The following is a 1,606-nucleotide window of genomic DNA, read 5'->3' as shown; positions in this document are numbered from 1 at the left end:
CGGGCGGAATGGAACGATGTGGGTCGTTTTGGCTGGGTGGGTGGCCTTGGTTACCGCGAAACTCGGCGGGAGTGGGTGAGTCACTACGTCCGCGCCCGTCATTACGGCTTTCCCATGGGGATGTGGACAAGCGTCGATCCGCTGTGGCCGTCGGAGCCGGCGTTTGGGTATGTGGGGGGTATGACTCTTGCAGCTGTCGACCCAAGTGGGCTAGAACGGATATTTGTCCAGATCTGTGCGTACATCTCGCGTCATCGAGCTGTTCGACACGGCAAGTGGTTTCAAGCATTGCCAGGGATACCTCTCTATGGAAATACGAACTCGATGACATTTCCTCCGTCACGCACTACTCCGCTGGATTGTAAATTATGGGCTGAGGTAAGTCTTGACAGTTGCGGGATTGGCAGATCAGGACCAAACGTAAGGCAGAATATTGGGTGGAGTGAGTTTGCTGACGCTAGCGGTCGTATGCTGTTTAGAGCACGAGGCACTTCCAAATTTGACATGAGAAAACGGACGGCGAACGGCTGCGTATCGTCTGTATCGTTTAATCTTAAGGGGCAACTGGGCGTGCCGTTAAGTAGGCCATTCGTATTTTCAGGGCCGCCCCCAATGCCGGGTCCCAGAGTCTTTCCGGGGTTTGGGCCTCTAAAGGCAATTTTGCCACCTATTGTGATGGACGTCCAGATCGAGTTCGTTGCAGTCGGTGATCTCGTTAATGTTTGGGGAAAGCTAGATCATACAGATTTTCCAGACTGGCTTACTAGAGTAGGTGTAGGTTCTCATCCGATTTCTCAGTACAACTACCGATCTGCCCATGCCTCGTTCACTACCGGTCTCCTGCACGGATCATCTTTACGATTCTTCGAGGGAGTAGGAGCTAAAGGCCCGAAGTGCTGCGGAGGTTCATGCTAGATGCGGAAGCTAGGTTTTGGCCTTGCTATTGTGGTGACACTCGGATGCTTTGCCTGGTGCGGAGCGATCGCCTCTCGGCCCGCGATCTGCCTGATTTTAGGTCCACTCAATCAAGACTTCATCCTTTCCAGGGAAACGGTAGAGAAGATAAGGAGACAGGGTCGCGTTTCGCTTAAAATCAAAGAAGATCCTGGTACTATATCTTCAGATTGCACCTATGTTTTTCAAGAAAAGAATGGGAAGATGCATACACCTCGCGAGTTCGGTGGGATCATTCGGGCAGTTCGATCTGAAGATGGTGAGCTTCTTTGGGATGCGGCAACGGCTGACAAGCCGGGAGCGATTGAGTACCTTGGATCCGGTGCTGAGTATTCCGATGCGGGAGAATATCATTATGTCACATTTGGAATTGAACCATAAGACCGGCAGGTATTTGTCGCTTCGAACACGCTAACCTAGCCGGTAAATCTTGAGCGGCCTGCTAGGGCACTTGTTAGGGTGCGCAGTCTTCCCGAATTGAGAAGGCAAGTGGAGACAATCTGTCGATAATGTTTTGTCAGATCGATTCAACAAAGCGACTTTCTGCCGATGGCCTGAAGCGGGCCGAGATCACTTCCGCCGGAACCACGACGCTTGTGTGGGATGGCACCGACTACTTGCAGGAGCGCAGTTGACATGCCCGTAAACACTT

Annotated in this window: 1 protein-coding gene; it reads left to right on the top strand. The window is 52.2% G+C overall.

Going from position 1 to position 1,606, the window contains the following annotated elements:
• Positions 1-915: 915 nt before the first annotated feature.
• Positions 916-1,335 carry a hypothetical protein gene (locus ACLD7X_RS16640; RefSeq protein WP_411424801.1) on the top strand — a complete coding sequence of 140 codons (420 nt, stop codon included), beginning with the start codon at positions 916-918 and terminating at the stop codon, positions 1,333-1,335.
• Positions 1,336-1,606: the final 271 nt, after the last annotated feature.

The organism is Aphanothece microscopica RSMan92 (assembly GCF_046613545.2).
Taxonomy (GTDB): domain Bacteria; phylum Cyanobacteriota; class Cyanobacteriia; order PCC-6307; family Cyanobiaceae; genus NIES-981.
This window is presented reverse-complemented; position numbering and strand designations above follow the sequence as displayed.